Source organism: Nocardia uniformis NBRC 13702, from assembly GCF_001613345.1.
GTDB lineage: Bacteria > Actinomycetota > Actinomycetes > Mycobacteriales > Mycobacteriaceae > Nocardia > Nocardia uniformis.
Genome location: NZ_BDCE01000078.1, coordinates 18376 through 39523, shown reverse-complemented (window position 1 = coordinate 39523; position 21148 = coordinate 18376). Strand labels below are relative to the sequence as shown.

At 64.4% G+C, this 21148-nt stretch carries 25 protein-coding genes and 1 pseudogene; 7 read left to right on the top strand and 19 right to left on the bottom strand.

Annotated features, from left to right (window positions below; translation table 11 throughout):
- Nucleotides 1-527: 527 nt before the first annotated feature.
- Both NU1_RS30260 and NU1_RS30255 read right to left on the bottom strand, forming a co-directional pair.
- Complete coding sequence (locus tag NU1_RS30260) at nucleotides 528-1076, bottom strand: GNAT family N-acetyltransferase (protein ID WP_067526875.1); 549 nt, start codon at nucleotides 1074-1076, stop codon at nucleotides 528-530.
- Between the two features lie 50 nt (nucleotides 1077-1126).
- The gene (locus tag NU1_RS30255; protein ID WP_169815171.1) at nucleotides 1127-1687 is read right to left on the bottom strand and encodes a CGNR zinc finger domain-containing protein; all 561 of its coding nucleotides are present in this window, start codon (nucleotides 1685-1687) and stop codon (nucleotides 1127-1129) included.
- A gap of 220 nt (nucleotides 1688-1907) precedes the next feature.
- Between NU1_RS30255 and NU1_RS42855 the strand changes: the two genes are divergently transcribed.
- Nucleotides 1908-2105 (top strand): hypothetical protein, encoded by a 198-nt coding sequence (locus tag NU1_RS42855; protein ID WP_067526873.1) that lies wholly within the window; start codon nucleotides 1908-1910, stop codon nucleotides 2103-2105.
- Nucleotides 2106-2782: 677 nt separating this feature from the next.
- On the opposite strand, the gene NU1_RS30245 is transcribed toward NU1_RS42855, so the two are convergent.
- The 4 genes from NU1_RS30245 to NU1_RS30230 form a co-directional block, all read right to left on the bottom strand.
- A complete protein-coding gene (locus NU1_RS30245) occupies nucleotides 2783-3097 on the bottom strand; it encodes a hypothetical protein (protein ID WP_307645217.1) in 315 nt (104 codons plus the stop codon).
- 185 nt (nucleotides 3098-3282) lie between these two features.
- On the bottom strand, nucleotides 3283-3726 hold the full coding sequence (locus NU1_RS30240) for an SRPBCC family protein (RefSeq protein ID WP_157553242.1): 444 nt from the start codon (nucleotides 3724-3726) through the stop codon (nucleotides 3283-3285).
- Nucleotides 3727-3746: 20 nt separating this feature from the next.
- Nucleotides 3747-4085 carry an ArsR/SmtB family transcription factor gene (locus NU1_RS30235; RefSeq protein ID WP_067526872.1) on the bottom strand — a complete coding sequence of 113 codons (339 nt, stop codon included), beginning with the start codon at nucleotides 4083-4085 and terminating at the stop codon, nucleotides 3747-3749.
- Nucleotides 4082-4546, bottom strand: coding sequence for an SRPBCC domain-containing protein (locus NU1_RS30230; protein WP_067526871.1), 465 nt, complete (start codon nucleotides 4544-4546; stop codon nucleotides 4082-4084). The genes NU1_RS30235 and NU1_RS30230 overlap by 4 nt, the downstream gene beginning before the upstream one ends.
- A gap of 242 nt (nucleotides 4547-4788) precedes the next feature.
- Here NU1_RS30230 and NU1_RS30225 point away from each other — a divergent pair, with 242 nt between their 5' ends.
- Together NU1_RS30225 and katG are read left to right on the top strand one after the other, a co-directional pair.
- Nucleotides 4789-5205 (top strand): Fur family transcriptional regulator, encoded by a 417-nt coding sequence (locus NU1_RS30225; protein ID WP_212761284.1) that lies wholly within the window; start codon nucleotides 4789-4791, stop codon nucleotides 5203-5205.
- A gap of 37 nt (nucleotides 5206-5242) precedes the next feature.
- Nucleotides 5243-7471 (top strand): catalase/peroxidase HPI, encoded by a 2229-nt coding sequence (katG, locus tag NU1_RS30220; protein WP_067526869.1) that lies wholly within the window; start codon nucleotides 5243-5245, stop codon nucleotides 7469-7471.
- A gap of 83 nt (nucleotides 7472-7554) precedes the next feature.
- On the opposite strand, the gene NU1_RS30215 is transcribed toward katG, so the two are convergent.
- Entirely contained in the window at nucleotides 7555-8097 is a 543-nt protein-coding gene (locus NU1_RS30215) for a hypothetical protein (RefSeq protein WP_067526868.1), read from the bottom strand.
- Nucleotides 8098-8175: 78 nt separating this feature from the next.
- Between NU1_RS30215 and NU1_RS30210 the strand changes: the two genes are divergently transcribed.
- Nucleotides 8176-8973, top strand: coding sequence for a HugZ family pyridoxamine 5'-phosphate oxidase (locus NU1_RS30210; RefSeq protein ID WP_067526867.1), 798 nt, complete (start codon nucleotides 8176-8178; stop codon nucleotides 8971-8973).
- Between the two features lie 152 nt (nucleotides 8974-9125).
- On the opposite strand, the gene NU1_RS30205 is transcribed toward NU1_RS30210, so the two are convergent.
- On the bottom strand, nucleotides 9126-9449 hold the full coding sequence (locus tag NU1_RS30205) for a RidA family protein (protein WP_245720382.1): 324 nt from the start codon (nucleotides 9447-9449) through the stop codon (nucleotides 9126-9128).
- 71 nt (nucleotides 9450-9520) lie between these two features.
- On the opposite strand from NU1_RS30205, the gene NU1_RS30200 reads away from it, so the two are divergent.
- A complete protein-coding gene (locus NU1_RS30200; RefSeq protein ID WP_084521949.1) occupies nucleotides 9521-11413 on the top strand; it encodes a serine/threonine-protein kinase in 1893 nt (630 codons plus the stop codon).
- A 44-nt stretch (nucleotides 11414-11457) separates the two neighbouring features.
- Here NU1_RS30200 and NU1_RS43875 read toward each other — a convergent pair whose 3' ends face one another.
- On the bottom strand, nucleotides 11458-12204 hold the full coding sequence (locus tag NU1_RS43875; RefSeq protein ID WP_067526865.1) for an SCO6745 family protein: 747 nt from the start codon (nucleotides 12202-12204) through the stop codon (nucleotides 11458-11460).
- Nucleotides 12205-12458: 254 nt separating this feature from the next.
- On the opposite strand from NU1_RS43875, the gene NU1_RS30190 reads away from it, so the two are divergent.
- Together NU1_RS30190 and NU1_RS30185 are read left to right on the top strand one after the other, a co-directional pair.
- The gene (locus tag NU1_RS30190) at nucleotides 12459-13169 is read left to right on the top strand and encodes a metal-dependent hydrolase (protein ID WP_067526864.1); all 711 of its coding nucleotides are present in this window, start codon (nucleotides 12459-12461) and stop codon (nucleotides 13167-13169) included.
- Nucleotides 13170-13258: 89 nt separating this feature from the next.
- Nucleotides 13259-13453, top strand: a pseudogene (locus NU1_RS30185) (phosphoribosyltransferase); the annotation flags it as partial.
- A gap of 301 nt (nucleotides 13454-13754) precedes the next feature.
- On the opposite strand, the gene NU1_RS30180 reads toward NU1_RS30185, so the two are convergent.
- The 10 genes from NU1_RS30180 to NU1_RS41905 form a co-directional block, all read right to left on the bottom strand.
- Nucleotides 13755-14111: a hypothetical protein gene (locus NU1_RS30180; RefSeq protein WP_067526863.1), complete on the bottom strand. Its 357-nt coding sequence runs from the start codon at nucleotides 14109-14111 to the stop codon at nucleotides 13755-13757.
- Nucleotides 14108-15100 (bottom strand): hypothetical protein, encoded by a 993-nt coding sequence (locus NU1_RS43515; RefSeq protein WP_245720381.1) that lies wholly within the window; start codon nucleotides 15098-15100, stop codon nucleotides 14108-14110. Before NU1_RS43515 ends, NU1_RS30180 begins: the two co-directional genes overlap by 4 nt.
- Nucleotides 15101-15166: 66 nt before the next feature.
- Nucleotides 15167-16009, bottom strand: a complete 843-nt coding sequence (locus NU1_RS30170) for a phage major capsid protein (RefSeq protein WP_067526862.1) — start codon at nucleotides 16007-16009, stop codon at nucleotides 15167-15169.
- A gap of 166 nt (nucleotides 16010-16175) precedes the next feature.
- Complete coding sequence (locus NU1_RS30165) at nucleotides 16176-16379, bottom strand: hypothetical protein (RefSeq protein WP_067526861.1); 204 nt, start codon at nucleotides 16377-16379, stop codon at nucleotides 16176-16178.
- On the bottom strand, nucleotides 16376-16834 hold the full coding sequence (locus NU1_RS30160; protein WP_067526860.1) for a hypothetical protein: 459 nt from the start codon (nucleotides 16832-16834) through the stop codon (nucleotides 16376-16378). Before NU1_RS30160 ends, NU1_RS30165 begins: the two co-directional genes overlap by 4 nt.
- Nucleotides 16824-17408, bottom strand: coding sequence for a hypothetical protein (locus NU1_RS30155; RefSeq protein ID WP_067526859.1), 585 nt, complete (start codon nucleotides 17406-17408; stop codon nucleotides 16824-16826). The genes NU1_RS30160 and NU1_RS30155 overlap by 11 nt, the downstream gene beginning before the upstream one ends.
- Nucleotides 17405-18721 carry a phage portal protein gene (locus tag NU1_RS30150; RefSeq protein ID WP_067526858.1) on the bottom strand — a complete coding sequence of 439 codons (1317 nt, stop codon included), beginning with the start codon at nucleotides 18719-18721 and terminating at the stop codon, nucleotides 17405-17407. The genes NU1_RS30155 and NU1_RS30150 overlap by 4 nt, the downstream gene beginning before the upstream one ends.
- Nucleotides 18714-20186: a terminase large subunit domain-containing protein gene (locus NU1_RS30145; protein WP_067526857.1), complete on the bottom strand. Its 1473-nt coding sequence runs from the start codon at nucleotides 20184-20186 to the stop codon at nucleotides 18714-18716. Before NU1_RS30145 ends, NU1_RS30150 begins: the two co-directional genes overlap by 8 nt.
- On the bottom strand, nucleotides 20183-20608 hold the full coding sequence (locus NU1_RS44390) for an HNH endonuclease (protein WP_084521937.1): 426 nt from the start codon (nucleotides 20606-20608) through the stop codon (nucleotides 20183-20185). Before NU1_RS44390 ends, NU1_RS30145 begins: the two co-directional genes overlap by 4 nt.
- Nucleotides 20602-21090 (bottom strand): hypothetical protein, encoded by a 489-nt coding sequence (locus tag NU1_RS41905; RefSeq protein ID WP_157553240.1) that lies wholly within the window; start codon nucleotides 21088-21090, stop codon nucleotides 20602-20604. The genes NU1_RS44390 and NU1_RS41905 overlap by 7 nt, the downstream gene beginning before the upstream one ends.
- Nucleotides 21091-21148 lie beyond the last annotated feature (58 nt).

Sequence of the window (21148 nt, the reverse complement as noted above, 5' to 3'; positions counted from 1 at the left end):
TCACTGTGACGTATCGAGCGCGCGGGGGAGCCACGAACAGGGGGAGCGGCGGCCGACCACACCGGCGTCTACCGACACGCCTGCCAAACACCACGCCACCGGAAGCTCCGGACGAGCAAACCGGCCCAGTAGCGGAGACCGACGTGGGATTCCCCGCACAACAACAGCGCGCACCGGGCAGGCGAGCAAGGACGGCGGAGACCTACATCCCGGGAACGCACTCATCGCGAGTACTGGCAGCATGCCGAGCTACGAGCTCGATCTTCGGCGTGGAGACTCCACACCGGTCCCGCTCATGGCACAGCCTGCCGACGGAGGGTGGGAAACGTCGTTGTTGCAAGCGAACTCGATCGATGAGTTTGTCGGAGCAATCGATAGCCACACCCTGGCTGTCGAATGGAATGTGCACTACAAGCCCTGAGCATTACCCACGACCGGCCGGGTCGTCCCTTCCGCCAACAAACGCACTGCATCCGCTGAGCGCTTGGCTCGCCGTGAAATCCGTGGCGGCCTGATGCTGTCGTGCGTTACCGGGCCGGCTGCGGGCGGTCGATCCGGTAGACGTAATGCAGAGGGTCGTCGATGGGGTTGTCCGGATCCATCGATCCCGCCGAAACCCGCTGGAATCCAGCGCGTTCCAGTGCCCGCCAGGACGCTGTGTTGCCCGCGCTGACGGCGACCACGATCGTGTCGGTGTCGCGGTGGTCGGTCCACGTCTGGGCTACCATGGCGCGAATCATCGCCGTGCCCGCGCCGCGGTTGGTGTCGCTGGGCTCGCCGATCAGGTAATCGATCGTCATCGCCTCGGGCGGCACCTCTGTGAGGGTCTGTAATTCGGTCAGGTACTCCGGATAGTCGACCAGACGGCACCGCTGGATCAGGCCTAGCGGGTTGCCGTTTCGGAATGCCAGGAGATCCTCGGCGGGTTCCGCGCCGTCGGCGGCGGCGCCGAAATCGCGTTCGAGGGCTTCCAGGGACGTTTCGTGGTTCCACCAGCGTGCGACGTGCGGATTGGTCAGCCATCCGGCGAGCAGGGGAAATTCGGCCCGTGTCAGGCGCTGAAAGGTGAAAGTCATGGGTTCCCCAGGCTTGCGATTATGGTGACGCTAAGAGTCTATATTTGCCGTCAAACTAATTTGCCGTCAACCCATTGGGATGCGAGGCGCTGCTGATAACGCGCTTGCCGGGCACGCTGGCTGCAGGAGGAATGACAGAAGCGTCGCCGACCGTGTTGGCGGACGAACAGCATCCGGCAATCGGTGCCGGCGCATCTGGACAGTAACGAGCCGTCGGTCGCGAGCGTGATCGTCTCCGACGCCAACTCGGCCAGCAGCCTGGTTGTGCCGGTGCTCGACGAATCGCTCACCGAGCGCGGTGCGCCGGCCGCAGGCCAGTCCATCCGCACCGAGGAATGCGCCTGAGCCGCACAGTCATTGACCGCCTCGATGGATTCCTGACCCGGATGCGTGCCATCGGCGAGCGCGGCCAGCACCGCGTGGATGTGATCGCGCAGCTCCCGCAACCGGCTCAGATCACGGGCCGGAACAACCCGTGCCGAGCTCGCCGCGTCCAGTTCGGCGAACCACCCCGTCATCGACTCCGGCGAGGCCAGGAAGTCCACGACCTCGCCGCCGTCTTCGTAGCGAGTGTTGGCCAATTCGACCGCCAACGGTTCGGTGCCGAGCACGGGATATTCCATACGCCTGACGATACAAGAGAAATATTTCCGTCAGAAGAAGGAGAGATGCCCTGGGGCCTCGGGATTCGAACCGGCGCTGACCCCGGGTGCTCGCCGCCGCAAAGGACGGACCAAGCGACCGCGTCGAACGCCAGGAATCGCACTGTCACGCCGCTTATCGAGCGCGCTCGTGGCGGCGGGAGGGTGCGGGGTAGCCAATGTTTCATAGGTGATCATCGACCGCACCCTCGAAGGCCACGAATCAGCCCGCGGGCGCGGCAAGTCCACCGGCGGGTTCTCCGTGGTCGATGAGACCATGCTCGCGATGGCGCTGCACCTGCGCGCGAGCAAGTACGTCAGGTCATCGAACCCGGTGAGGTCTTCGAGGTCGACGATCTGCTCGCCCGGCTCGCGCGCCTGGGCATAGCGATGACACCAGGCAAGGTCACCGGCATCCTCGGCTACTGGACCGCGCGCTCCCAACCGGCCCTCATCAAGCCCGGGGTCTATCGCCGCCCGCCCGAGCCCGACGACGCCGCCTGAACTGCGCCTTCGCCATATTCGTTGTTTTTCGCACAGTTGCTTACCGGTACCCCCAATGAGCACGACGATTCGCTGCACCGAATCGCGGATTCAGCGTCTGACTGCCACACAGCGCGCATTTCCCAGGACAAACGACCCCACCTCAATACGTCACTGTGACGAAATGAGGTGGGGAAACGGGGCGACGAGGGGAGTGGGATGCCCGATTCCGGAACCGCCGACGCGGCACCGAATCGACCCCGATCCACCCATCCGCCAAATCCGGAAATTTTCCGATCAATCCAGGGTTACACGAAAACTTTCGTCAGCAGCAGCGGCGACGTCACATTGCGCACACACAACAGTCACGGCGAGGGGTGCGGCCGAGCCGGATCCAGGCGGGGCGAATTGCCTGAATGCACACGAATGCGCATGTCACGCAACACATTAACGCCGAAAAGCCCACGCCGTAATTCCGCCGATAATCTACACTATGTCAAGTAAACCTTGCGGGCAGCACCTGCGAGGCAGCATCGGATAATCAGCGCGCCCCCCATCAGACAGAGATCGGTGGTCGATCGGTCAGCGGGGCGTCAGCGTGATGGAGCCGATCACCACGTCACCGAAGAACGCCGGGCCGTGGTACCCGCCTTGTCCGTCGCTGATCAGTACCACTCGGTGGCCCGGAAATAGGTCCACGTAACCACCGTCGGGCGTCGAATGAATGGGGTAACGCCCGATCAAGACCAGTTCCCCGCCCTCGACGCGCGCGTCGCGTTGCAGGAGCACGATGCCCGACGACCACGTCGTGGACGTGTAGGCGCCGGGTTCGACGTCGGCGAATGCTTGACCGGCCGCGCCGAAGAGCGTGGCGGCACCCACGGCCACAGAGATCACAGCGGTCCGGACTATCGCAGCTCTGGCGTGTATGGACATCGTCAACTCCTGTCGCCCTGGGGTTGCCAACTCTACGCCTGCCAACTCCGGCCGATCGGCCGAATTCGCACGAATCGACGATGCCGGGTTACCAGCCTCGGGGTGAGGACGCCCCTACGGCTCACGGACGCACCCTCCCCGGCGCTCTAGTGCCAATCGCTGATCTGGATGTCACGCGGGTCCGGTGCGCCCGTTCCGGTTTCGACCAGTTGCTTGAGGCTCATCAGGTAGATCGCCCATTTGGTGCTGCAGTGGTGCATGAACTCGCCGGGCTCCTTCCAGCCGCGATGCTGGAACAGGATGATCGCGTAATCATCCTGCTGTTTCAGGTCCCACACCACGTCGGTGCCGATCCATTCCTCGGGTCCGTCGACCACTTCCCACCGCACTCGCTGTCCGGGTCGCAGGTCGGTGACCTTCATATCGAATCCGCCGGCGGTGAACCGGAATTGGATAACTCCCCCGATATCGGTGTCGCCGGTGGTGTTGCTGGCCCACCAACCGGCCAGGCCGTCGATTGTGGTCAGGGCCGCGTAGATGTCGTCGACGGTCGCGGATTCGACGCCGACTCTGTGCAGGATGTCCACCATGGTCGTGGTCCTTTCGGTCGCTACTGCTGGGTGCCGCGTTGGATGGCTTCGGCGATGCGCTTGATGCGCTGCAGTCGGGCATCCCAGGTGGAGCCGACGGCGTTGAGTTGGGCGACGGCGCGGGCGAGTTGGGCGTCGTCGACGCGGTAGCGGCGTTCGCGGCCCTCGGGGGTGCCATGGACCAGGCCGACGCGGTCCAGGACGCCGAGGTGTCGGGAGACGGCCTGCCGGGTGACCGGTAGCCGATCACTGAGGCTGGTCGCGGTGGCCGCACCGTCGGCGAGGAGGAGGTCGAGCATGCGGCGGCGGGTGGGGTCGCCGATGGCGGACCAGAGGTCGTCGTCGACTAGGCCGTTCATCGGCGCGCGACCAGTCGCTGCGCGTACTCCCCCAGCTGCGGCAGGAAGTGGTCCCATCCTTCGATGTGCTCGTGGTATTCCTTGTCGAGAACGGCGATTTCCCAACCCATTTCGCGGAATCCGGTTTCGGTCATGCGGACCGTGGTGCCTGCCCCGGAGGGGGTGAGTTCGAAGGTGACGAACAGGGAGTTGCCTGCGGCGGCGGGTTCGTCGGCGGGGTGGATCCAGCGGAAGGAGAACAGGGTGTGTGGTTGGGCGTCGACCACGGTGAGGGGGACGATTTGGGCGTCGGGTGTGGTCCGGTCCCCCCAGATGAGTTCGCCGACCGCGCCGGGCGTGGATGCGAAGTCGGCGTCGTCGGGCCACCATTGCTTCACGTGGGTGGGGTTGCTGATGACTTCGTAGACCACCTCGGGGGTGGCGTCGATGTAGAGGGTGCGTTCGATGCTGCCGTGTTCCATATCGACTCCTTGATTCGCAACGTTTTGTTGCACGTGACGGTAGTCAACGCATACGAAACGCGCAACCGCTTGTTGCGCGTTGGGGGTGAATCCGCCACTCCCCTGTGTGAATCGCCAACCGATCGGTCATGCATGCGCGCCGCGAATCGGAGGGTTCCACAGAGGTTTACCCAAAGTATGTCGCCCAAAGACTTGAATAAGTCATACTTCGGAACGTGTCCACTACTGCCGAGTTCGAGCGCATGCTGCGCGGGGTGGCGCTGCGTGTGACCGCTCCGCGGGTGGCCGTCTTGGCCGTCGTGCACAACCAGCCCCACGCCGATACCGACACCATCCTCACTCGCGTGCGCGAAAACCTCGGCACCGTCTCCCATCAGGCCATATACGACGTGCTGCGGGTACTCACCGCAGCCGGTCTGCTGCGACGGATCCAACCGATGGGGTCGGTGGCGCGGTATGAGACGCGGGTCGGCGACAACCATCACCACCTCGTGTGCCGCTCCTGTGGCGTGATCACCGATGTCGACTGCGCGGTCGGTGACGCACCGTGCTTGATCGCGTCCAACGACAACGGATTCGTGCTCGACGAGGCCGAAGTCATCTATTGGGGCCAGTGCCCCGCGTGCTCGACAGCAGAACCCTCACGATCACAGCCGTGATCACAGCCCCGTTCACTCCCCCGAAAGGAATTGCCCCGTGTCTGTTGAACATCCGCCGATCGGTGAAGCCAATACCGAACCCGCCGCAGGTGGCTGCCCCGTCGCCCACGGTCGCCTCAAGCACCCGACCGAGGGCGGCAGCAACCGCGACTGGTGGCCGAACCAGCTCAATCTGAAGATCCTGCAGAAGAATCCGGCCGAGACCAACCCCTTCGGCCCGGACTTCGACTACGCGGCGGAGTTCAAGACCCTCGACCTGGCCGCGGTCAAACGCGATATCACCGAGGTGATGACCACCTCGCAGGAGTGGTGGCCCGCCGACTACGGCCACTACGGCCCCTTCTTCATCCGGATGGCCTGGCATGCGGCCGGCACCTACCGTGTCAGCGACGGTCGTGGCGGCGCCGGTGCGGGTATGCAGCGTTTCGCTCCCCTCAACAGCTGGCCCGACAATGCCAGCCTCGACAAGGCGCGCCGCCTGCTGTGGCCGGTCAAGGCGAAGTACGGCAACAAGCTGTCGTGGGCGGACCTGATCGTCTACGCCGGCAATGTGGCGCTCGAGGATATGGGCTTCGAGACCTTCGGTTTCGGTGGCGGCCGCGTCGACCAGTGGGAGCCGGAGGAGGACGTCTACTGGGGTCCGGAACAGACCTGGCTCGGCGGCGATGAACGCTACAGCGGTGTGCGCGACCTGGAGAACCCCCTCGCGGCGGTGCAGATGGGTCTGATCTACGTCAATCCCGAAGGCCCCAACGGTAATCCGGATCCGCAGCTCGCGGCCGCCGATATCCGCGAGACCTTCGCCCGGATGGCGATGAACGACGTGGAGACCGCGGCGCTGATCGTCGGCGGCCACACCTTCGGCAAGACCCACGGCGCGGGCCCGGCCGATCATGTCGGCCCCGAACCCGAGGCGGCCCCGCTCGAGGAGCAGGGCCTGGGCTGGAAGTCCAGCTTCGGTACCGGCGTCGGCAAGGACGCCATCACCTCCGGTCTGGAGGGTGCGTGGACGCCCACGCCGACCACCTGGGACAACAGCTTCCTGGAAACCCTGTACGGCCACGAGTGGGAGCTGTCGAAGTCTCCCGCCGGCGCCCACCAGTACATTCCGAAGAACGGCGCGGCGACGGTCCCGGACGCGCATGTACCGGGCAAGACCCACACCCCGGTCATGTTGACCACCGACCTGTCGATGCGGGTCGATCCGATCTACGCCGAGATCACCCGCCGCTGGCTCGACCACCCGCAGGAGTTGGCGCGCGAGTTCGCCAAGGCCTGGTACAAGCTGACCCACCGCGATATGGGTCCGATCGTGCGCTATCTCGGCCCGGAGGTCCCCAGCGAGGTGCTGCTGTGGCAGGACCCGGTGCCCGCCGTCGATCACGAGCTGATCGACGCCGCCGATATCGCGGACCTGAAGGCGCGCCTGCTGAACTCGAATCTGTCTGTCGCGCAGCTGGTCTCGACCGCGTGGGCGGCGGCGTCGTCGTTCCGTGGCTCCGATAAGCGCGGTGGCGCCAATGGTGGCCGTATCCGGTTGCAGCCCCAGGCCGGGTGGGAGGTCAATGAGCCCGACGAGCTCGCGCAGGTGATCCGCGTCCTGGAAGGTATCGCCGAGTCGTTCAACTCCGCGCAGTCGGGCAACAAGAGGGTGTCCTTCGCCGATCTGGTGGTGCTGGCCGGGTCCTTCGCGGTCGAGAAGGCCGCCGCGGACGCCGGTTTCGAGGTCGAGGTGCCGTTCGTGCCCGGTCGCACCGACGCCACCGCGGAGCAGACCGATGTGGAGTCCTTCGCCGCGCTCGAGCCGCGGGCCGACGGTTTCCGCAACTATGTCGGCAAGGGTCAGCGGCTGCCCGCCGAGTACCAGCTGATCGACCGCGCCAACCTGCTGACCCTGACCGGCCCGGAGATGACGGTGCTGGTGGGTGGCCTGCGCGTACTCGGTGCGAACTATCAGCAGTCCCGGCACGGCGTGTTCACCTCCACCCCGGGGGCGCTGACCAACGACTTCTTCGTGAACCTCCTCGATATGGGCACCGAGTGGGTGCCGTCGGCCACCGATGACGGTATTTACGAGGCCAAGGACCGCCGCACCGGTGAGGTGGTGTGGACCGGCAGCCGGGTCGATCTGGTGTTCGGTTCGAACTCGCAGCTGCGGGCACTGGCCGAGGTGTACGCCCAGGACGACAACAAGGGCAAGTTCGTCACCGATTTCGTTGCTGCCTGGACCAAGGTGATGACCCTCGATCGGTTCGATCTGGCCTGATCCCGAACAGATGACCGGTCCCCGGATCGGTCATCACAGGCTGACGGCACTCCGCGAGCTGGTTCGCGGAGTGCCGTTCTCGGCTACCAGACCAGCGTTTCACCGCGGGCACGGACTTTCCCGAAGAACCGTTTGTCGATATCGGAGCCGTCGTGGTTGTAGGCGTTCATGATGTCGGTCAGCTCATCGACCAGGGCACGCAGTGCCGGGCTGACGGTTTCGATACCGTACTCCGACACCCACCCCCAATCCTCGGGGATCCCGTCGATACTGATGACAATGGTGCCGAAGTACGGGGTTTCGACCGTGTAGGTGATGTCGGCCGGAGCGTCGGCGATCGGACTGCTCAACGCCACCTCACCGGGTGCCCCGGCACTGGCGAACACCACCCGCGCCAACGCGATATCGGCGCGCACCATTTCCGCGACACTGTCGAGGCTCGCGTGCCGGCCAACGCGGCTGTAGCGCGAACCGTAGGATCTGTCCCCCACCGGATCGGCGTAGGAGATTTTCTCCAGCAGCCGCTCCAGCATGCGTTGCGCCGCGGCCCGTTCACTGTCCCCGGTACGCGGATGCTCGATCAGGCTCCGTAGCCGAGAGATCCGCACACTCGCATTTGTTCCCACCCTCGGCACACTATCGCGCCCTCCGCTGCCCGCGTACGACCGACAGTCCCACGACTTCGGCGCGGGTAACCTGCACCCATGACTCTCGATCACGGTGATCCCGGTGACGCGCCCTCGATTCCTCCGCCGTTGACTCCGGTGCTCGACGCGGTGCGCCCCTCGGCGGCCGAGGAAGCCAGAACCGTTGCCGCCGCCACGAATACAGGCACCCTGGCGACCTTGACCGGTGATGGTGCGCCGTGGGCGTCGTTCGTCACCTACGGGTTGCTCGACGGGCAACCGGTGCTGTGCGTGTCGCGGATGGCCGAGCACGGCCGCAACCTTTTCACCGATCCGCGCGCGAGCCTGGCCATTGTCTCCCCGGACGCACCCGCCGATCCCCTGGCGGGCGCTCGGGTGACGCTCGCGGGGATCGCGGAACAGCCCGGCGGCGCGGAGATCGCGGCCGCGCGGGAAGCGCATCTGGCGGCGGTACCGGCGGCGAAGTACTACATCGACTACAGCGACTTCACCGTGTGGGTGCTGCGGGTACAGCGGGTGCGCTGGGTCGGCGGCTACGGACGCATGGATTCGGCATCCGCCGCAGAATACGGCGCTGCCGCACCCGATCCGGTGATCCCGAACGCCCAGCGCGCGATCGGCCACCTCAATGACGATCACGCCGACGCCCTGCTGGCGATGGCGCACGCGTTCGGCGGATACCCCGACGCCACCAGCGCCCTGTGCGAACGCGCCGACCGCTACGGCCTGGACCTGAAGGTCACCACCCCGCGTGGGATGGCCGTCACCCGCGTCGGCTACGCCGCACCCATCGATTCGATCGGTGAACTGCGCGCCGCGACAGTCGAATTGACCACACGCGCCCGACAGAGCTGACGCACGTGAGGATCGCGATTGCTGTCGGCGGGGTGCCGTCGGCAATCGTGGCTGAGCGACCGCGGGACAGGTCCGCCGCTGACACCGCCGTGCATCCGACCCCGCACATACCGAGATCCGAACCCGACCGACCTCTCGCGTCCGGCGACCGATCAGGCGGCGTCGAGGACCGCGGTGGCTTCGACCTCGACGAGCAGATCGGGTTCACCCAGTGCCGCGACACCGAGCAGGGTGATCGGCTTGACCGGGTCGACACCCAGCTTGGCGACGGCCCGGGTGACGCCCTCACCGAGCAGTGCCATCTTGTCCGGAGTCCAATCCACCACATAGATGGTCAGTTTCGCGACGTCGTCGAACGAGCCGCCGATCCCGGCCAGCGCGGTAGCGATATTCAAGTACGCCTGTTCCACCTGCGCTACGTCAGCGCCGGCGACACACCCGACCGCTGCCACACCTCCGTCCGAAACGGCTGGCACGCCATCCTCCCCCGCTGACACCACACCACCCCCATCTGTAACGAACCCGACCGATTCGTGATGTGACCTACATGCTCGCGAACGATCAACTAGCCAGTGACTCAACACAAGTCGCGGGCAGCGACGACCCCACCACCGTATTCACCCAACCCGGCGGCGGCGACCCCCTCGACGACATCACCGCCGGCACCACCCTCGACGAATTCGATCTCCTCATCCCCCTCGGCGAAGGCGCCTTCGGCAAAGTCTTCCTCGCCCGCCAACACGCCATGCAACGCTACGTCGCGGTCAAGGTCTCCCGCGACAACAGCAGCGAATCCCAAACCCTCGCCCAACTCGACCACGACCACATCGTGCGCATCTTCGACCAACGCCAACTCGCCGACACCGGACTGCGGCTGATGTACATGCAGTACATCCCCGGCGGCACCCTCGACAACGTCCTCGCCCTCGTCCGCCGCGTCCCCGTCGACAACCGCTCCGGCGCACTCCTCCTCGACGCCGTCGACACCGCCGCCGCCCTCGGCGGACGCATCGAACCGCACGAATCGACCACCCGCGACGAACTCGAGAACCTCACCTGGCCCGAAACCGTCGCATGGCTCGGCAGCCGCCTCGCCCGCGCCCTCGACCACGCCGACCAATCCGGCATCCTGCACCGCGACATCAAACCCGCCAATATCCTGCTCACCGCCGACGGCCAACCCAAACTCGCCGACTTCGGCATCAGCTTCAACCGCCTACTCCCCGGCCACAGCCCCGTCGCCTACTTCGGCGGCTCCCTGCGCTACATGTCCCCCGAACAGCTCCAGGCCTGCCACCCCGACCTCCGCGCCGACCCCGCCGACCTCGACACCCGCAGCGACCTCTACGCCCTCGCCGTCGTGCTGTGGGAACTCCTCACCGGCCGACCACCCTTCGACGACGAACCCCACTACGGCGAAACCGGCACCGCCCTCGACCGCATGATCGCCCGACGCCGCCACCCCATCAACGCCCGCTTCCAAGCCGACCTACCCCACGACTGCCCACCCGTACTACGCCATGCCCTACTCACCTGCCTATCCCCCGACCCCGCCACCCGCTTCCGCTCCGGCAACGAATTCGCCCACCAACTCGACACCGCCCGCGACCGCACCGCCCGCGACCTCGTCGATCCCCCCGACAGCAGCCTCCGCGCCCGCTTCCGCATGAAACCCATGCCGGTCGTGACACTGTCGAGCGCACTCGGGCAAATGCTCGCCGCCTACTACTTCTACGCCCACAGCACCACCGTCCTCGCCCACGACCTCACCGCGACCCAACGCGAACAGCTCGTCGACCTCGCCTACCTACTCGCCCTCATCGCCTACCCCACCGGAATCGCCGTCCTGCTCTACTGGTGTCGCCGCGTCATCCACATCCCCTACGGACTGCGCCGCGGCCGCCACTACGACGACGACACCCTCGCCCGAGCCCGCGCCGACACCCTCGCCTGCGGCGACCGCATCGCCGTGGTCGCCTTCGTCGGCTGGATGGCCACCTTCACCCTGCTCCTCGCCCGCCTCCTGACCCTCGCCGAACTCTCCCCCGGCGTCCTGGCCAACCTCATCGCCTCCACCCTCGTCGCCGCCGCGATCGCCGTGTCCTACACCTACTTTCCCGTCACCTTCTACGTCCTGCGCTGGTACTACCCCGGACTGCTCGAACGCGGCCACACCGCACCCGACGACCGCACCCGACTACACCGCCTCGCCCGCCGCAACCGCACCTACCTCACCGCCGCGGCCACCGTCCCACTCCTCGGCGCCGCCGCCGGACTGGCCTTCCTGCCAGCAGCCCAACAACACGCCGCCATCGGATCGGTCATAGCCCTGTGCGTCGGCGGCCTCTGCGGAGTCACGGTATCGCTGTACATCTTCCACGCGCTCGCCGACGACCTCGCCGCCTTCGAACGACTACTCACACCCTCCACCGAGCGGTAACCCCCACGCGTGCTGCCTCACGCGAGGCAGCACGCGCACAACGCTCAACTACGCGCGAAAATCGCGGCGTCACAAGCCTTCACCAGCGACACCAACTCCGCACCATCGTCGGCACCGAGCACCGCGAACACCGGATCACAGAGCTCATCGGTGATCGCCTCCGCCCGCTCCCAACGCCCCGTCAATTCCGCCGTGACCTCCTCATACGGCTCCGGCCACCCGAACCACACCGCCTGCTTCGGACCGGGATTCAACGGCGACCCCTTCACCAACACCGCCTGCAACGGCGTCAAACCGGCACTGCGCACCGCCATCAAATGCACCCCGCCACGCAGCTCCCGCAGCACATGCACCAACTGCAACACTCGCCCGGGCCCATCGGCCGCCAACGGCATCGCCCGCCACCCGGCGAACAACGCCACCCCCGCCGGATCCGCCGCCACCACCACCGCCTCCAACAGCTCCGCCAACCGATCCGCACTCTCGAACGACGCCAGCTTGCGACGCCCGAAATCCTGACACGCCAACAGATAACCCTCGGCCGCCGTCGCCGCGGGCACCGCCGCCGACGCCTCCCACGCCGCCCGAATCGTCACCGGATTGAAGAACCCGAACGCCGCACTCACCACATCCGCGTCCACCTCACCCAGCACACCACCCCGACCCCGCGTATACCCACCCATGAAGCCCTCCACGCCGGTACTCGCCGAGAACTCGCGCGCCTCTCGGGAGAACATGAAACCTCCACCGATGCGCTGAATCTCAGAACTCACCGCGGCCGCGACCGACATATCCGTACCCTTCCGAGCGAAAACCCATACCGCCGGAGACTATTTCACCACCACCCCGCCACCGCGCCCAGGCCCGCGAACAGCACCGAAACCCCCACATCGACACCGCGAAAGAAACACTGCGCCAGCACCTTTCACGAAACCAACAGCACCCATATGCTGAACCAGCGGCCGGAATCGCCTGCCGCCCAACGTGCCTGCCCTCACACGACAGCACGAACACGTTACAACTTAGATCGGCTAACCTTCTCGCGGTGCTAGGACATTCACACGCGACCAGCGGCGCACTAGCCTGGTCGGCCGCCGCCGCGGCGCTCCCCCTCACCCTCCTCACCTACCCCGACATGCATGTCGGCGACATCGCCGCCGTCGACCTGGTCATGGGAACCTTCCTCACCGCCGGAGCCGCACTGCTTCCCGACGCCGACCACCCCAAGGGCACCATCTCCCACGTCCTCGGCCCCATATCGCACTACGCCTGCCGCTTCATCTCCCGGATCTCCGGCGGCCACCGACAGGGCACCCACTCACTCCTGTTCGTCGCCCTCGTCACCTACGGCACCTGGGCCGGCGAACACTGGATCGGCCGCAACTTCACCCTCGCCCTCGTCTTCTTCCTCCTCGCCCTCGCCGTCCGCGCCCTCAACCTCGCCCCCACCGGCGACAGCGTCAAAGCCTGGGGCACCGTCGTCATCCTCGCCGCCAGCGGCACCTTCGCCATCGACCACTGGATCAGCGACAAACCCGCCTGGCTCCCCTTCTCCGTCGGCCTCGGCGCACTCGCCCACCTCATCGGCGACTGCCTCACCGAACGCGGCTGCCCCCTGCTCTGGCCCCTCAAAACCCGAACCAGGTTCCCGATCATCGACCGCACCGGCAACAAAATGGAAACCCTTGTCCTGGTACCGATCTTCGCCCTCGCCACCGTCGCACTGCTCTGGTACACCATCACCCACCAGCCATAAGAAGACCGCACCATAACAACCGCTACCGCACCCCCCGTGCCATATCGTGGGAGCGCAACAAAACAGCGACGAGAGAAGGCGACACACGAATGGCCGAGCGCGAAGAACTCACCTGGGAGCTGTTCGGCCGAGCCGGCCGCGACCTGGCCGGCACCATCGCCGATGACGGCTTCGAACCCGACCTCATCCTCTCCATCGCCCGCGGCGGCCTCTTCGTCGCCGGAGCCCTCGGCTACGCCCTCGACGTCAAGAACCTCCACGTCATGAACGTCGAGTTTCAGACGGCTGCGTGAAACACCCTCCGATCGGATACCCGGTCAGGGGGTGTTTTCTGTTGTCGGACAAGGGATGTGCGGCAGACACGCCCCAACTTATTGATCACTGGGGATCACCGGAAAACATGCCCGATCACGCTCAATTCGTGCTCTGAAACGTGCTACGCCAGTGGGCGGGAACCTGTCCAAAAGGACAAGTTGGAACCAGCCTGGTCAACGGCAACCATGGTTGAAATGACTACGGTTGCAGATACACGAAAAGGCCCCCAACCCATCCCGCGAGGGACAAGCCGGGGGCCTTCTGTCTCTACTACACCATGTGCGCCGGATCAGCCTTCAGGTTGACCACAGCGCCGGGGTTCCAACCGCCGGGAGACTGAGCCTCCTCCTTGAAACCGATAACTTCGAACACACGCCCATCGGGCAACGTAACCCGTGGCTTCAATGCCGCCGTGAACTCCGGGAAGCCCGGAGGCACATACAACTCCAGCTCCACAACGATCCGGGAACCAGGCAGCTCTACGTACTTCTGGTCCCTCGATTGAGGGGCACCCCAACCCATCACCTTGTGAGGTTCAGGGTCCGACCACTTGCCATCCGCCACCAGCACCGACCAGCCGACCGTGTGCGGCGCATCGAACTGGAACTTGAACCGAGGGAACCTCACAGCGCCCTCTTTCGGTAGCGGTGCAATACCGCCCGCTCAACCAGAGACCAGCCCTGGAACCCTGCACCAACCCGGCCAATCATCGAACCAACAGCCTGATACTGCTCGGTCTGAGTCGGGTTGGCGGCCATACGCGCAGACGCCGCAATGATCACGGCCCCAATGTCCCCCGGAACGTTCTCCGGTGTATCGCCCTTGAACCCGTTCCGTGTGTACGAGCGAGCAAGCGTCATGATCACCGGCGCAACCTGACTGGCCAGCGCCTCTGCGGCCGGGTCACCCATGAATGCGGCAATCACCTTGCCCCAATCGTCCTGGCCCGGCTTGGGGTCTTCTCGTTCCACGTAGTCGTATCCGATGTCCTTCAGAAGGTCCGTGAAGATCACCTTCAGGTCCTCCGTGCCAGGGTTGGGCCACTGTGGGATACCGCGTAGACCGGTAAGTTTGTCGTCTGCGTTATCGGGGTGCAGTGTCGCTTCTTCGTCCTGGTACTGCACGACAACGCCCGTCATCGTGATGGGCGCGCCCTGGCTGCGGTACCACTCGAACGGCTCCGACAATTTCAGCCACGCCTTAACGTTCGGCTTGTCCTGCCAGAACTCAGGCAGCCCGTCCCGAAGTGTCGCGGTCAGCGGATCAGGCACCGGCACCGTGTATTCGATCTTCTCGAACAGTGCGGTGTAGACGGGGAACGGATCGGCAGGCCAGTCGCCGGGTAGCTCTACCTCGAAGGGATTGCCGTATTTCGCAACAAGCGTGTCGGCTGCTTCGTCGTACAGGGTGGCCTTGCCCTTGATCGGGTTCCCGTTGGGGTCTTCCCCGCTTGGAGTGTGGCGAACCACTACCCCGAAATGATTGGTCGGGTTGCCGTCCTCGTCGCTGCCCTTGTAGGGCTCCGACAGTTTGAACCATGCCTTAACGGTGTCCTTGTTCGGGCCAAGCGCCCAGAACTCGGGCAAGCCCCGCTGAAGGGTCGCAGTATTCGCCATATTTTCCTCCTGATACACGAAAAGGAGGGGCACCCCGTAGGGCACCCCTCCAATTTGGCGAGCTACTTAGCGAGTGGTCTTCGCGGTCAGCACAACAACGCCCTCCGGGTGCAGCAGGCCCAGGTCAAAGCGGGTATCAACGATGATGCCAACCTTGCCCTTGGTCGCGAACGCCTCAGTAAGGATCTGGATTTCCGGCGCGATGTCACGCACAACAGCGACCTGGGACATGTCAGCCAGCACAACCTTGCCCTTGGCAATCTTGTTGGTGACAACCACCGGGATGCCGAACAGGCGGTAGGTGGCGTCCTTCGTAAGGTCCGCCTCCAGAAGGTAACGGTCCTGCTTGTCCTTCACCTTGCGCAGTGCAATGAAGTCCTCGCCGTTGATAAACCAGCGATTAGGAGTGACCTCGTTCGCGATGCACTTCGCGATGGCGTCCAGGTAGGTGTCCGGCTTGGTCAGATCGGCGTCCGGCATCTTCTGGACCTTGGCCTGGTTGATGATGCCGGTGATGCTCTTGTCGGCACCGTCGCCACCCAGAAGGGCACTGTCCAGCTTGTCGGCAACGATCTTCACCAGGCGAGCACGCAGGGCCGCTTCCACACCAACGGCAGACTGGCGAATGGTCTCCTTGGTCAGGGTCTCCAGCGTCTTGATGGACTTGCGGTCCGAAGGCATGAGGTCGATGTGGTTGAAGCCGGTGGAGGTCTCCGGGATGTCTTCGCCTTCGCCGACGAACGAAGCAGTCTCGCCGCCGGTGAGGGTCGGGAGTCGCAGCGGCTCGGCGCTCTGGTACACGGTCGGGCCATTGGACAGCACGACGGAAGCGGCTTCCAGTGGCTGAATGAGAACGGTCGAAACCTGCTCGGCAATGAGCGACTTAGCGGACGTGGTATTGACGGTCATGTTCTTGTCTCCCTGGGGGATTGAATGGAAAGACCCCCACGCGATTGCGTGAGGGTCGGAAGGTCTCCACTCGCCGCCAGGGCGAAGAAGAAAGGGCAGGGGCCGCGCCAGGCGCACCCCTACCCATTTGTCTTCAGATGTTGCCTACCAGGCATGAAAGCCGGTTTTAGGCGAGCCCGTGAACCACCAGTGCGTAGGCGCGGGACAGGGATTCCACCGTGGCAATGGAGGTCTCCGGGATTGCCTTCGACCGGATCGCATCAAGTAGAGCGATAGAGGCAGCCACCTGGGCCTTCTCCACCGGCCGGTTCATGCGCTTGTGCAGGAGCTTTTCGAAGTCCTCTTGCGAAGTGATCGGCGTGAAGCTCACAGCGCACCCCGCATCATGCCGAGAAGGTCAACGTCACCCGAAGCGGAAGGCCGGGCACCCTGGTTGATGTCTCCCACCGGCTTACGCGAAGCAAGGTGAGGCTTCCGGGCTAGCAGGGCCTCAACGGCTGCGTCCAGGGCTTCCGGGTTGTCCAGGTGCTCCGGGTCGTACGGCAGGTCTGTCGGGTCGGCAAGCTTCCCGGTGCTGGACACCAAGGCAGAGTGCAGGCGCTCGGCCAGTGCATCGGCCTGCTTGGCGCGGTCACGCATGGTGGCGTTCTCCTTGCGGAGCTTCTCCACGACGGACCGGGGGAAGGTGTCCGGCTCCTGCTCTGCCTGCTCGGCCGGAGCCTCCTCCGCTACCGCTTCAGGCGTTTCGGAAATCCCTTCGTTGACCTGGGGATCTTCCGCAGCCGGCATTCCCGCGGTTTCTTCAATCATGTTGTCATCCAGCATTATTCATCCTTCGTGTTTTGATAGTTGATGCAATCGACTTCCGCACAACAGGTTTCGGTGCGCACGTGCACCCCTTATGTGTCGGCATTGGGTGATTGGCAGGCCACACACGGCCTTCACGCCACCACCATTCGCACAGCTGGCAGCCGTTCGGGGACACACCCCGTACCCAGCCCTTCACCTTCCGGTTCTTCCGCATGGCCTCGGAGAACGCTTCAGCGGCAGCCGTGAGCGCCTCGGAGCGGGCAAGGCGGGCAATGATCGCCTCCGGCACTGGGGAAGCGTTCGCCTTCTCCAGCACCGTGCTTGATGCCTTGCGCAGCCGGGCAATGTCGCCTTCCGGCCGGGTAATGCCCTGCGTCGGAACAGCTGTGCCCAGTTGCTTCATGAGGTCCACGGCAAGCGCAGTGTCCGCCAGGGTGGCGGCTCGGGAGTTCGCCGAAGCAATCAACCGGGCCAGCGCTTCCACTGTCTCGTCACGGGACAGTTGCCCAGCGGTGAAGCGGGAGTAGATGTTTACCGCCGCTTCACCGGCCGCCTTACCGAGTGCCTTCAGCTCGTCTCGGTAGCTCACGCAGGTAGCTCCAGCCGGTCAGCCCAGCCCGCCGACTCGTCCACACTGTCCAGGCGCTTAGCGGCCCGAATCTCGGCAATCTCGTCGTCCGTGTGACCCATCTTCTTCAGCACGTACGACGTGGGGTAAATGCGCTCGGCGTGGAGCTTCACCATGGCGTCCGCCTCCTGCGCCACGGAACGCGTGGAAGCGTCTGCCCACTGCACCCGAACGTCTACACGCGCCGGGTCCACACCGTCGCGGGCAGCGACCATGAGGCGGGCCACCTGCTCCCAGGAGCGACCAAAGGCAGCCTGCCGGGACTCAGTGCGGGCGGTAAGACTGGACTCCGAAGCACGCAACGCATCGGCCGAAGCCGGGTTGTCGGTGAACACGCCCACGTAGTGAGCGGGCAGCGCGGACACGGCCATGATCTGACCAAGGAGCACGCGCACCGCCGCTTCGTAGCTGGACAATTCGCCCGGCGGCAGCTGCCCGAACTTGGTGCTCTCGTCCTCGGAGACCATGACTCGGGAGCCCTCGGGGATGGGAGCAATAACGTTGCCCTCTTCGTCCTCCTGCAACTCCAGGCCGGTAGCCCAACGGCGCGGACGCCCCGTCATCTCGCTAGTGGTCATCATGTCGGCCAGAACCTTGTTGAGGCCATCAACCAGCGGCATAAGGTCCTGAATCTCCGACCGGCCACCACCGACCAGCGCACGGCCATCGGTCCCGAACGTCATCACACGATCGGTGTTGATGAACGGCACCACCGGAACAACACCCATCGGGTTCACCTGCTCCCCGACAACCTTGTAACCCTGAGTCGTCGCACCCGTCTGGTTAGCCCGGAGACGAACAATCCGGTCCGGAAGGTACAAGCACGCTTCCGTAGTGGTCCGAGTGCTCCAGCGCTTCACAGCGGCCGTAACCTCCCGCGTGCCCGGATCGGTCTGGACGGCAACCTGGGAAGCCGACTCCACCGAAGCGGTAGGACGCCCGAACTTGTCCGCCCACACCGACACATAGGACTTGCCCAGCAACAGCGCCTCACGGTGCACCATGTGCGAGGTCTGGTCCAAGTCGTTCCGAATCCAGTCCGGCCACACATTCGCGCCACTGAAGCCGGTCACGCGGAGGCGTTCCGCCAGCGACTCCACAGCAAGGCGGGGAATGTTGGAGACCATGCGGGACATGCGCAGGGCCTTCGCCGACTCGGGGGCCATGAACGCAAGCGCCTGCCTGCCCTCGTAGTACCGGTCAAGCTCGGCGAACCAGCCGGACGGCTCATCAAGCCGCTGCATCAGATCAATGATCAGAGCGTCATCAGTCATTGGAGTAATACACCCTCTTCTTCTTGGATTTCGACTCGTGCCACTTGGCCCGGTCGTAAGCCGCAATCGCTGCTACTGCGGCGTCGATCTTCTTGGGACTGTTCTTCTTGTCCTTGCGGACGACAGTCCCCTTATTGGTTTGCTCCGCAACACAATTGGAGATGTGAGCGGCTAGGCGCGGGTTGCCGTCATGCGTAATGGCCTTCTCCATCACGGCCTGATACATGCGGTCCGTCGCGGGTGCCATGCGCACGGCTTGCGATGTGTCCCAATGAAGTACGCGCTTCTCGCCGTGCTTCTTCGCCCACTGCTCAATGTCGGTCTGCCATGCCCACGGGTCACAGGCCAGCTCGATCACGTCGTAGCGGTCGAATGCGGCATCTACCGCGTTGTTGACCTCTTCACGGGGAACGCGCCAGTCCGGGACGTTGGCCGGTCGCTCCCATAGGCCCTCTACGAACAGGTGGCCGTCCAGGGTGCAGCCGATCAAGGCCGTGGAGTCGCGGGACACCGAACCATCGAATGCGAAAACCACTCTCTGACCGGCGGATATGCCCGAGCCGGCTGAAGCCGCGGTGACGGAATCCCAAGCGCCCCAAGGCAACCAAGAGTTGGTGCCCTCTACCCACTGGCCAAGGCGTAGCTGCCTGAAGACCGGTTCACGGAGCTTCTTCAGGTTCGAGGCAAGACCGTCCTCCGTAAGGAACGGGTTCTTGCACGACATCGCCGGGTTAGCGATACGCCACGCTTCCCGGTCGTCCAGGTCGCATCCCGCCGGGGCCGCGTACTCCTTGAAGTACGACATAGGGTCTCCGCCCTTGCGTCCCTCCACGACCATTCGCCACATGACCGAATCGGAGTTGTGGCCCGGCGTCGAAATGGCCAGCGTGAGCGACTCGGGCCGCTTGCCGGATACCGACGTGACCGCTTCCCACACCAGCTCGGTAACCACGTGCAACTCATCAATGACCATGAGTGACGGGTTCCAGCCGTGGAGTGCATCCGGATCGGCAGGCAGCGGCTGAAGGAGCGCATCACCGTTCTCGGGAACAACGATCCTGTCTCCGTACACGTGGGCTCGTTCGGCAAGCTCCGGGTGCAGCTGGATCATTTGCTTCGCGAAGCGGAGCGTAATGTTCGCCTGCCGCTGATCTGAAGCAACAATGAGCGCTTCGGCAGACCTGGGGCCAACGAACAACTCAGCAACCGCTAGAGCGGCAGCAAGCGCCGTCTTGCCATTGCCTCGGGGAATGGAGATCAGGGAGTCACGTACACCGGTGGCGAATGAGCCCCGAATGATCTCCTTTTGGAATTCCCGGAGCACCATAGGCTTGGCCTCACCAACGCCCGAAGGCGTGATGATGTACTCCTTGATGAACCGTATTCGCCTTGCGGCGCGATCCTTGGGCCATCCGGTGAAGTCCAGGGGTGCAGCCTTGATTGCACCCTTCGGTCCGGCCTTCATCGGGCACCTACTGACCCGTTTGGGTCAATAGCCATACCACTACAGGTGTAGTGTAACGCAAACTCTGCCTTGCCTGAGGGGTGCTCTTGGTCGCCCCCCGGCCCTACCCCCCTGGTTGCCCCTGTACGCCGTTCTCCCGCACTCTTTCGGGAGTTGCATACACGACAAAGGACCTGAAGATTACTGCGCTTAAAAGCAAGCTCAGGAGCCTCTATCAATGGCTTGATATGGTCCACCGTTAGATCCTCGGTAGCACTGCACTCGGTGCACCAAGGCTGTTGCTTGCGCAATTGAACGCTTAGCTTCTTCCATTTGTACGAACTGGTTGCAACAGCTCGTTCCTTCGGCGCACTCGGTAGCCTGCACTCACTGCACCTGGTCGCCTCCGATGGCTCCCCGCATTCAAGGCAAGGCTTCAGCATTGCTCGGCCTTGATTGTTCGCATGTGCTTACGCGCTGTGCTCGGGTTGATGGATAGGCCATGGGCTACCTCGGCCGGTGTCATGCCGGGGTATACGGCGAGTAGGTCCCGGACCTTGCCCAGCGTGCTTGGTCTACCTGGTCCGGGGCGGCCATTGAATGCGGTAGCCGCTAGGGCGTCCTTGGCTGCGAAGTAGCATCGGGCCAGGCTCCTGCGGGAATAGACCTGTTCGGGGTGCTTACTTGCTGCGGTGCGCTTGCCACCTTTGAGCCGGTAGGCGCGTCGCCATCGTTGTAGGGACCGGTTGTTTACTCCGGTCATTGCCATGGCATCCCACTTGTCCAGCCATACGTCCGGGATGGACCGGTCTAGGTATCGGTGTAGTTCCCGTTCCCTTCGGTTCTTCAGTTCCCTTTCGGGTTGGGGTTCGGGGTCTGGCATGGTTTCGACCATGGCCATGAGGGCTTTGAGTCCTTCGCTCATTTCTGGTTGGTGCATAGGCTTGACCTCCTTAAGAACAGATCAAAGAGAGCGTGATGAA